Origin of the sequence: Streptomyces phyllanthi, assembly GCF_009377205.1 — a bacterium.
GTDB classification, from domain to species: Bacteria; Actinomycetota; Actinomycetes; order Streptomycetales; family Streptomycetaceae; genus Streptomyces; species Streptomyces phyllanthi.
On sequence record NZ_VJZE01000375.1, the window covers coordinates 1 to 9,458 of the forward strand.

General features: G+C 71.0%; 9 protein-coding genes. 6 read left to right on the forward strand and 3 right to left on the reverse strand.

Annotated elements, in window-relative coordinates; all coding sequences use genetic code 11:
* Positions 1 to 39 precede the first annotated feature (39 nt).
* The gene (locus FNH04_RS34745) at positions 40 to 1,155 is read left to right on the forward strand and encodes a LacI family DNA-binding transcriptional regulator (protein ID WP_152789835.1); all 1,116 of its coding nucleotides are present in this window, start codon (positions 40 to 42) and stop codon (positions 1,153 to 1,155) included.
* A 628-nt stretch (positions 1,156 to 1,783) separates the two neighbouring features.
* On the opposite strand, the gene FNH04_RS34750 is transcribed toward FNH04_RS34745, so the two are convergent.
* Positions 1,784 to 2,050 carry a nuclear transport factor 2 family protein gene (locus tag FNH04_RS34750; RefSeq protein ID WP_152789836.1) on the reverse strand — a complete coding sequence of 89 codons (267 nt, stop codon included), beginning with the start codon at positions 2,048 to 2,050 and terminating at the stop codon, positions 1,784 to 1,786.
* A 309-nt stretch (positions 2,051 to 2,359) separates the two neighbouring features.
* On the opposite strand from FNH04_RS34750, the gene FNH04_RS34755 reads away from it, so the two are divergent.
* The 3 genes from FNH04_RS34755 to FNH04_RS34765 all read left to right on the forward strand — a co-directional run bounded on the left by FNH04_RS34755 (position 2,360) and on the right by FNH04_RS34765 (position 5,121).
* Positions 2,360 to 2,656 (forward strand): hypothetical protein, encoded by a 297-nt coding sequence (locus tag FNH04_RS34755; RefSeq protein ID WP_152789837.1) that lies wholly within the window; start codon positions 2,360 to 2,362, stop codon positions 2,654 to 2,656.
* A 488-nt stretch (positions 2,657 to 3,144) separates the two neighbouring features.
* The gene (dacB, locus tag FNH04_RS34760; RefSeq protein ID WP_228031788.1) at positions 3,145 to 4,419 is read left to right on the forward strand and encodes a D-alanyl-D-alanine carboxypeptidase/D-alanyl-D-alanine endopeptidase; all 1,275 of its coding nucleotides are present in this window, start codon (positions 3,145 to 3,147) and stop codon (positions 4,417 to 4,419) included.
* A 333-nt stretch (positions 4,420 to 4,752) separates the two neighbouring features.
* Positions 4,753 to 5,121 carry a calcium-binding protein gene (locus FNH04_RS34765; protein ID WP_152789842.1) on the forward strand — a complete coding sequence of 123 codons (369 nt, stop codon included), beginning with the start codon at positions 4,753 to 4,755 and terminating at the stop codon, positions 5,119 to 5,121.
* A gap of 306 nt (positions 5,122 to 5,427) precedes the next feature.
* Here FNH04_RS34765 and FNH04_RS46835 read toward each other — a convergent pair whose 3' ends face one another.
* On the reverse strand, positions 5,428 to 5,574 hold the full coding sequence (locus FNH04_RS46835; RefSeq protein ID WP_194236909.1) for a hypothetical protein: 147 nt from the start codon (positions 5,572 to 5,574) through the stop codon (positions 5,428 to 5,430).
* 403 nt (positions 5,575 to 5,977) lie between these two features.
* On the opposite strand from FNH04_RS46835, the gene FNH04_RS34770 reads away from it, so the two are divergent.
* The gene (locus FNH04_RS34770) at positions 5,978 to 6,634 is read left to right on the forward strand and encodes a hypothetical protein (protein ID WP_152789839.1); all 657 of its coding nucleotides are present in this window, start codon (positions 5,978 to 5,980) and stop codon (positions 6,632 to 6,634) included.
* A gap of 859 nt (positions 6,635 to 7,493) precedes the next feature.
* Positions 7,494 to 8,078: a TetR/AcrR family transcriptional regulator gene (locus FNH04_RS34775; protein ID WP_152789840.1), complete on the forward strand. Its 585-nt coding sequence runs from the start codon at positions 7,494 to 7,496 to the stop codon at positions 8,076 to 8,078.
* A gap of 231 nt (positions 8,079 to 8,309) precedes the next feature.
* On the opposite strand, the gene FNH04_RS34780 is transcribed toward FNH04_RS34775, so the two are convergent.
* Positions 8,310 to 9,458, reverse strand: a 1,149-nt coding sequence (locus FNH04_RS34780) for a cytochrome P450 (RefSeq protein ID WP_152789841.1), incomplete at its 5' end; no start/stop codon positions are given.

Genomic DNA, 9,458 nt, shown 5'->3' on the forward strand with positions numbered 1-9,458 from the left:
CCTCCCTGCAAGAGGGGTCCGATGCAGTAACGTCGAGCTGTGACGGTCAACGGAAACGGTCCTCGAACAAGCGCTGAACCCAAACGGGCCAAGCGGCGCCGGAGTAACACCAACGGCGGCGACCGGCCCAGCACGATTCGCGATGTCGCCGCCGAGGCGGGCGTGTCGGTAGCAACCGTTTCCCGCACTCTCGCCGGCAACTACCCGGTCTCCGCTGCCACCCGCGCCCGTGTCATGGCGGCCGTGGAGTCGCTGCACTATGCGGTGAACGTCCACGCCAAGGCGCTGTCCGGCCGGGTGGCGGGCCCCATCGGGCTGGTCATCCGCGACATCACCGGACCGTCGCTGGCCCATGTCGCCGCCGGGGTGGAGCAGGAGGCGGCAGACCAGGGCAGGCTGAGCCTGATCTGCGCCACCCATGGCGACCCGGACCGCGAGAGCGACCTGGTGCAGCTGATGCGCGAACAGCACGCGGGCGCGGTCGTCCTGGTCGGCGGAGCGGTGCAGGACGACGACTACCTCAAACGCATGGCCGAGTACGCCAGGGCCCTGGACGCCGCTGGCTCCCGGCTGGTGCTGGTCGGCCGTCCGCCGCTGCCCGACAACCCTCCGGTGACGGTGGTCGAGTACGACAACCGCGGGGGCGCCTTCCAAGCCGCCGACCACCTGCTCACCGCCGGGCACCGGCGCATCCTCTTCCTGGGCGGCACTCCCCTGCTGAGCACCGCCGAGCAGCGCCGGGACGGCTATCTGCACGCGCTGCGCGCCCACGGCGTGCCCTACGCCGGGGAACTCGACGTCCCCGGCCCGTACACCCGCGTCTCGGGCTACCAGCGCACCCGGGAGGCACTGGACTCCGGCCTGGAGTTCACGGCGGTCTTCGCGGGCACCGACATGGTGGCGACCGGCGCGCTGGCCGCCCTGCGCGAGGCCGGTCTCGACGTCCCCGGAGACATCTCCCTCGTGGGCTTCGACGACGTCCCCTTCGCCGCCGACCTCAGCCCCGCGCTCACCACGGTCCGGGTGCCCTACGAGGACCTGGGCCGCACCGCGGTCCGGCTGGCACTGGAACGCGCGGAACGCCTGGCGGCCGACGACCACGTGGTGCTGAGCACCCAGCTGGTGATCCGGCAGTCGGTACGGACGCTGCGCTGACGGAGCACGAAGAGCCCCATGAACGAGCCGCCGGCCTCCTCGCCTTCGAAGTACTCGGCAACAGCAGCGTGCGGATCCGACTGCTCAGGACGCGCCCTCTGGAGGGCGGGTCACTCCCTCGCGGTCATGAGTGTCCGCCTGGCCTCAAGTCTGGGCGCAGGGCGGCGAGACATGCGGTGAACTCACCCTCGGCGCCCAGCGCTCCGACGACCGCCCCGGCATTCGACAGCAGTTGCGCCATGCGCTCACGGACACCGCCCCCGATCGGCTCCATCAGCAGCCCGGCCAGTCGCAGGTACGCCGCAAGCGCCGTCGGCCGGGCACGCCTCCCGCGAGAGGTCAGCAAGCCGCTCACCGTCCTCCTCGCCCCCGGGGCGGTACAGGCTTGACCTCACGTCCGGTCCGGCAAGTCCGGCTCGTAAGCGAAGACCGCGGTCCGGACGCGCGCGACACCTGCCCTGCTTTCGTGTCTTGTCGATGGGCTTGTTGTTCAGCACAGGGCTCCGGGGCGCCTCCCGGTCGGTTTCCGGTTCCGCGCCGGCCGAGGGTACGGGCACGTCTTCATGGACAGGCACCTCAGGCAATTCCTGCCACTGGATTCGTGCCGCCTTCATCGTCGTCCCGGCCATCATGAGTCGAAGGCGATGAGCGGCCCCCCGCCGTGGTACGTGCCGTGCACGGCGACCAGGTCACCGTCGGCGATGACCCGCTGGACTTCGTGACGGAAGCTGTCCGGCACCCCGGCGATCAGCCGGCGCAGCGGCTCGCAACCGTCACCCGCGGTCGGACCGCACTGCTTGTGGTCGTCGGCGGTCCAGCGGTCGACAGCGGAGGGGTCCTTGTCGCCGAGGAGTTCGGCGGCGGCCTTCAGGACGATGCCCTTGATGTCACTCATCATTCTTCCCTCGCAGCAGGTCATGCGGCGCGTCCGACAGCAGAAGGCGTCTGACGAGTGCCCCCATGGAGAGTCAACTCGGACCCGGGATCCTTACTTGACACCCGCCGGGCAAAGTGTAACCTGACGGCTGTCAGGAATTGCTCCGGCATGTACGACCCCGACTGCGTGAAAGTTTGAAATTCACGATCCCCCCACACGGACCGGCGGCGTGCGCCACGACGCCGAGCAACACCCCCTGGATCGCCTGCTTCTGCGGCTCGGACCCGGGGGCACCCCCACATCACGCTTCTCCGGTTTGGACACCCCGTGCACGAGTCGAACACACATGCAGAAACTCCGGACTTCACGGAGAACAGGACAGCGACCAACCGTCGCCGTCGTACCAAGTGGGCGCTGTCCGCGGCCACCGTCACCCTGCTCGGGTTGCAGATCGCGGGCGCCGGCTCCGCCTTCGCCGGCCGGGAGGATGTCTGGCAGGACCGCATCGGGACAGAGGCCGCCCTCGCTCGGCAGTGCGCCGCGGACGGGGGCACGCAGCTGACGAACATCCGCACCTACGACTCGACCCGGGTCATGGCGGACTGCAAGCGGAAGGTGAAGTAGCGCCAAGGGTGGTGGGCCGACGGGCTCGGCCGCTCCCCCTCGGGCGTCCGGTGGACCAGGGTTTCCGCCGCGGCCTTCCCCGTCGACCCTGCCCGGCCGGTCACGGAACCCCTCTGCCACGAGCGGCTGGTGACCTCCGCGCGGCTTGAGCACCGGCGACGGCGCGGGCCCGGTGCGGCCACTGACGGACCGACAGGGGGAGACCGAGAAACCGCTTGCCAGGCGCGGGAGATCTCCTCGCGTTGCAAGTGTGAGAGCCCACCGGGGCGGGTGCCGCGAACGAGAGTCGTCACCTCGGTGAGGATGTGTCCTTACTCACAAAGTACTCATCAGTAGAGGGAGTTGCCGCTGTTACTTTTACTTTCAAGATCTTAAGCGGGCATTCTCCCCACCCCCTCCCCCTTACCCAGCACTATGCGCCGAGGTTCCCCATGCCAAGTTCCCCCACAGCCGTCCGCGCGGGCGGTCGTCACCGTAAGCCCAAGACGATGAGCCCGGCCCTGCGCCGGGCGGTGGTGGTCGCGGTGTCCACCCCCGTCGCCGGGACGATCCTGGCCGGCCCGTCCGCCTTCGCCGCCGACCAGGCCGCTGACAAGGCCGCCACCACGCTCGACTCCGCCGAGCAGAAGATCGCGGACAATCTGAACGAGCGCGTTCAGGACACGCGCCTCGGCAGCACGGTCAGCGGTGTGGTCATCGACGCCAAGTCCGACAAGGTCATCTGGGGCCATGACGCCACCACCGCGCTGATGCCCGCGTCCAACACCAAACTCGCCACCGCCACCACCGCGCTGACGGTCCTCGGTCCCGACCACCGGTTCACCACGAAGGTCGTCTACGGCGACGGCACCCTCACCCTCGTCGGCGGCGGGGACCGCACACTGACCTCCGACGACCTCGACGCGCTCGCCAAGACCGCTGTCGCGGGGTTGAAGAACGCGGGTCTCACCTCGGTGAAGGTCCAAATCGACGACAGCCTTTTCCCCGAACCCACGCTGGCGACCGGCTGGAACACCGGTTACTACCCGGACTCCATCGCGCCGGTGCGGGCGCTGGTGGTCGACAGCCACAACGTCACGGACACCTCCGTGGACGCGGGTCAGACCTTCGCCAAGCTCCTCGCCGAACGGGGTGTCACCGTCACCGGGGACGTCACCCGCGGGGTGGTCGGCAAGGGAGACGTACCCGTGGCCCAGCACCAGTCCGACAAGCTGTCCACCATCGTGAAGCACATGCTCAAGGTGAGCGACAACGACATTGCCGAGACACTGCTGCGGATGACCGCGCTCGGTGCCGGCCGACCGGCCACCTTCGAGGACGGGACGGCGGTAGTGCGCGACGTGCTCAGCCGGTACGGCGTCTCGATGGACAACTTCGAGATCCACGACGGCAGTGGGTTGTCCCGCGCCACTCGCGTCTCGGCACAGACCATCGCCGACATCCTCGACGTGGCCGCCGATCCGAGTCACAGCCAGACCCTGAAGTACATCATCGACGGCCTGCCCGTCTCGGGTGAGGCGGGTGCCACTCTGGCCCCGGAGTGGGGCCGGTTCGACACCCCGGACTCACAGTGCGCCGTCGGAAAGGTCAAGGCCAAGACGGGCACCCTCACCGGCGCGATCGCGCTGAGCGGGCTGACGAAGGCCGAGGACGGCCGCTGGAAGATCTTCTCCTTCATTGAGAACGGCTCCACCGCCGGCGCCGGCGACATCAAGGACGCCTTGGACGGCCTCGCCGCCACGGTCAACGGTTGCTGGGCGTAGCACGGTCGGAGGAGCAAGGGGCCGGGGCTCGCGTGCGGGGTCACACGAACACACGGCGGGTTGCTGGGAGTTGCCGTCTTCAGGCGCGCCCGGCCGGCACGCGCCGGTTCCCGTGCACCTCGTTCTCGGTGAACAGCGGGACATGGGGCGCCTGATCTGCGTCCGCGGCCGCAATCGTGTCGGCGGCCTGCCGGCGGGTGAAGCCCAGCGCCCGGGCCCGCTCGCCGTGCAACTCGGCCCGGCCGCGACGCCACCCGCGTCACCGGCCGGGCCGAAGCCGTCCCGACCATCCGGCCCACCCCACCCCGCCGCACTGCGTCGACGCCGGGCACCATGGGGATGGCGATGGCCGAGGACGGCAACGACACGATCCACACCGGTGACGAGGCCATCGCGCCGGGCCGGAGCGGCGTCGACACGATCCATGCCAACGGCGCCGAGGGCGGCGCGGACGGGGGCACGGGCAACGACTTCGTCCACGGCGGCGCGGGCCGGCAGCGCCACGACGGAGACGACGACACGGTACGCGGCGGTACGGGAAACGACTTCCTGCACCGCCGCCCGGGCGTCGACATCCTCTACGGCAACAGCGACAACGACACGCTGTACGACGGCCCGGGCAGGGACACGCTGTCGGGCGGGCCCGGCACGGACGTCGTCCGCCAGGACTGGCTCTTCATGGCATCGTCCCAGGACGCGTAACCCGGGCGCCCTCGCCGCTACGGCGGGGAACGCATACCGGTAACTCGGGTTGCGACACCGACCGATCACCGCCCCGGCACTCCCTCTCACCGCAGTCGCACGCGCTCACGCCGGTGGAGTCCAACACACCTGCTCCTCGTGTGATTGGCCTCGCGCGCAGGTTCGGCAACCATCGCAGCCACCCCGCGCAGACCCAGGCCCTGCGCCGGCACAACGTCAACGCCTGCCGCCGTGGGCTGTCCGGCGGGTCGGCGTGACGCGTGCGCGGCTCACCGAGGAGGAGCGCGAGGGCTCCTTGACCCGGCGTCACCGGACCCGGTCCCCGCACACCTTCCGGTACGGGGCGTCCGGCGCGTGCGTCCGCCACTGCGCCCGCGTCAGCGTCCCGCTCACCCTCGCGCACACCCGCTCGGCCACCCGCTCGGGATCGACGACATACCGCTGGAGCGACATGGCTCCCGGCCGCGTACACCGTAGTTCCGCAGGCGCGAACCCCCGGGCCCATGACCGGGTGGGCGCGGGGAAGGGATGCGGTCAACGGCTGCCGCGGCCCTGTTCACCGCCCGGCCGAAGGCGGTGCCGGAGCGGTCCACATCGTCGGCGTGCGAGGAGGTTCGTCCGCAGACCGTCAGGACGGGACGGGGCGACTGCGAGTGCCCCCTCCGGGCCACCTCGGACCAGCAGCCCGGTGGCCGCGGTCAGGACGGCGGTGCGGCTGCGGTGGGCGCGGGGTCGCCGGTCCGGAACATGAGGCACCGCTTCCACGGACGGCCCTATGAGACGAGTTGACTCACAACGCTTCTCTGGTACACACTGTCTCACAGACAAGGAGCAGTCATCCCGAAGGAGCCAGGTCATGTCCATGAACGAGAACGCCGTCGCCCTCCGCTTCACCGACCGCGCCGCTGCCTACCAGGCCTTCAGCGACCTCACCCGCCTCGGCTCCGCCACCACCGAAGTCCGCGGCGCCGCACTGATCGAGCGCCTGGAGGACGGCACGGTCCGTGTCCCCGCGGTCCTGGAGACCGAGCCGGGCCGGAACGCGGCAGCCGGCGGACTGGTCGGCTCACTGATGGGCATCCTCGGTGGACCCCTCGGACCGGTGATGGGCTGGGGCATCGGGGCGGTGATCGGAGACGGCCGCGGCCACCGACAGGCCACCGAGGCCGCCGGCGCGGTCGGCCCGGTCGGCCCGGTCGGCCCGGTCGGCCCGGTCGGCGCCTCCACGCCGTACGTCACGCCGGGCGGGACGGCCATCCTCGCCGAGGTCGGGGAGTCCGACACCGACGCCCTGAACCTGCTGGCCATGAACTACGACGCCATACTGGAGCGCCGCCCGGCGCACACCGTACGAGCTGAGCTGAAGACGATGGAAGAGGCCACCGAGCCGATCAGGAAGAGGCAGGCGAAGACCAGGCGCGACCGCAAGCGCGCCGAGGTCGCGAAGAGGTCGGGGTGGAGTGGCGCGAGCGGGCACGACGGGGCGACACCGAAGCAGAAGCTCGCCGCGTAAGCGCCGCGAGCTCCACGGACGCGGGGCGGTGACCGCGCGGCGGTCCAACTCCCCCCTGCCCCGCACGGTCAGGGCGGGCTGTCCCCCCGGCCCGCCCTGACCGCTCATGTCCTCCTGGCCGGGAGCCGGCCCGAGAGCCGTGTCGCCACGCCGGAGTGGAAGCTCACCGTGCGGTCGGCACGCCCTCCACAGGCACGGGGTGACGCCCCCCTGCCCCGCACGGTGGGGGCGGGCCGAACCGGGTCCGCCCCCACCACGTACGCCTGGCGCCGGAGCCGGCGCCCGAGTTGCAGCGCGCATGCGCCTGAGCGGCCACCGCCGGCCCGCGTCGGAGCGGTTCGCCGCCGCCGACCCCTGGGCTGCTGGACTCGCGGGCTCCTGGTTCGGCCGTCCCGCGGCACGGCGTTCGAGAGCCGTGAGGCCGAGCGCCCGCCGTGGCGCCCACGTTCCCTCGCAACACGTCACAACAAAGCCACAGAAGGACTTTCATGCTCCCATGGCACAAGCTCGGTTCGGCGGATGCCGAGCTGCTCGCCGAGGCCCGGCAGGGCGGATGCCGCCATCACCACCGTCGCGGCGCCGCCCTCCGTGCACGACGAGGTAGTCAGCGATCCGGTGCTTGATCCGTGGGGAGCGGCACCCGTGTGCACTTGACGCGACGGAACTGCCCACTGCGCGGGAGACGAGCGCGCCCGCAATGGGGGGCGAAGCGGTCTCTCCGGCGGTGGGTTCGCTCACGAGGCAGGCCGAGAAGACCGATGTGCCCCTGCTCACTGTGAGACGGCATGCATCAGAACTGGAGGTGAGTCAACCTGTCTCATACACTGCTTTGTTGGAGATTCACGGAAGAGGTGTGTCGATGCCCGGGACCCAAGACGACCCCCGCGCCCGCCGCAGCCGCGCCGCCGCCCTGGCGGCCGCCACGGAGCTTCTCGTCGAGGCTGGGCCCGGAGGCGTCACGCACGCCGCCGTGGCCGAACGCGCCGGTATCGGCCGAGCCACCGTCTACCGGCACTGGCCCGACGTCCAGTCCCTGCTCCTCGACACCCTGGCCACCGACGCCCGCCCCCTGCTCATGCTCGGCGACGGCCCGATCCGCGACGAACTGATCGCCGGACTCCGCCGGCAGATCGAGTGGCTCAACCAGCCCGTCTCCGCGTCGGTCACGGCCGCGGTCATCGAGCGCGCCGAGCGGGACGAGGGCGTACGGCGTATCCGTGACGAGATGTTCGGCCGTGCCGACGAACACCTCGTCACCGTCCTGAACGCAGCCGTCGACCGCGGCGAACTCCGCCCCGGCGTCGAGGAGAACGCGAGGGAGCTTGTCTCCCACGTCATCGGCCCGCTCCTCTTCCAGCGCTTCATGCTCGGCGCACGACTCGACACCGACATGGCCGTCCGGACGGTCGACGCGGCACTCGCACCCTGGCTCCCGGACGCATGACGGCTGCCCGCCGCCATCCCGAACGGCGGTGACGGGGCTTCCCCGAGCCCTACCCGCGCAGGGACGCGCGCTCCGCCCTGGCGTAAACCCGTCGAAGTGGAAGACGCCCGTGCCCTGGGATCGGGGTGCCGGCGGCGGGGCAGCCGGCGTTGGTGCCGTCGTTCTCGCTGATGTTGTAGTAGCGGATCACCGTGCCGTCGCTGGGGGCGGTCGAGGGTAACTCGGCCGGGATCACCAGGCCACGGGCAGCTCCCGCACCCCGTGGATCGCGCGTCCTTCGAACGCGTACTCCTCCGCGGCGAGCCCGGTCAGGCGCAGTCCGGGCAGCCGGTGGAACAGCATGGGCAGCGCGATCTGGAGTTCGGCGCGGGCGAGCGACTGACCGAGGCAGTGGTGGAGGCCGTGGCCGAAGGCCAGGTGCCGGTCGGCGTCCCGGGTGAGGTCGAGCCGGTCCGGATCGGCGAAGACCGCGGGGTCCCGGTTGGCCGCCTGCAGGGCGACCACCACACCCTCACCGGCCCGGATGGTGACGCCGCCGACCTCGACGTCCTCCGTGGCGATGCGGCGCATGCCGATGTGGACGACGGTCAGATAGCGCAGGAGTTCCTCCACGGCCCCCGGGACGAGGTCCTCGTCCGCGCGCAGTGCGGCCAGTTGGTCGGGGTGCCGCAGCAGGGCGACGACGCCGAGGGAGAGCATGCTCGCGGTCGTCTCGTGCCCCGCGATGAGGAGCTGGACGAGCAGCCCGGCGGCCTCCGCGGCACTCGCTTCGCCGGTCGCGACCCGCTCCGTGGCGAGCTTGCTCATCAGGTCGTCGCCGGGTTCGCGCGCCTTGGCGGCCAGCAGTTCCTGCAGGTAGCCGAAGAGCGCCCCCCAGCCGGCGCGCATCGCCTCCGGTCCGGCCGTGACGGTCGCGAACGCGGCGGCGTGCCGGTTGATGAAGTCGCGGTCCTCGTAGGGCACTCCGAGCAGTTCGCAGATGACCAGGAGCGGCAGCGGCAGGGTGAAGTGCTCGACGAGGTCTGCGGATCGCTCCTGTTTGGCGAGCCCGTCGAGGAGTTCCGCGGTGATGTTCCGGATGGCGGGCCGCAGTTGTTCGACCCGGCGGAAGGTGAACTCGGGGATGAGCATGCGGCGCAGCCGGGTGTGGTCGGGTGGGTCCATGGCGAACAGCTGGCCGGGCGTGGTCGGTGGTGGTGTCGGCTGGAGTCCGGGGAAGCCGGGCCGGGTGTTCCGCGAACTGAACCGCGGGTCGCTGAGGACGGCGCGGGCGTCCTCGTGGCGGGTGACGAGCCAGGGGTGGGTGTCTCCCCACAGGGTGATCCTGGCGAGGGGGCGTTCCGTGATCCACCGTCCGTACTCGGCGGCGGGGTCGAGGAG

Coding starts and splice junctions, on each gene's coding strand:
- FNH04_RS34770 (WP_152789839.1), top strand. CDS start 5,978: ATGTCCATGAACGAGAACGCCGTCGCCCTCCGCTTCACCGACCGCGCC.
- dacB (WP_228031788.1), top strand. CDS start 3,145: ATGAGCCCGGCCCTGCGCCGGGCGGTGGTGGTCGCGGTGTCCACCCCC.
- FNH04_RS34775 (WP_152789840.1), top strand. CDS start 7,494: ATGCCCGGGACCCAAGACGACCCCCGCGCCCGCCGCAGCCGCGCCGCC.
- FNH04_RS46835 (WP_194236909.1), bottom strand. CDS start 5,574: ATGTCGCTCCAGCGGTATGTCGTCGATCCCGAGCGGGTGGCCGAGCGG.
- FNH04_RS34765 (WP_152789842.1), top strand. CDS start 4,753: ATGGGGATGGCGATGGCCGAGGACGGCAACGACACGATCCACACCGGT.
- FNH04_RS34750 (WP_152789836.1), bottom strand. CDS start 2,050: ATGAGTGACATCAAGGGCATCGTCCTGAAGGCCGCCGCCGAACTCCTC.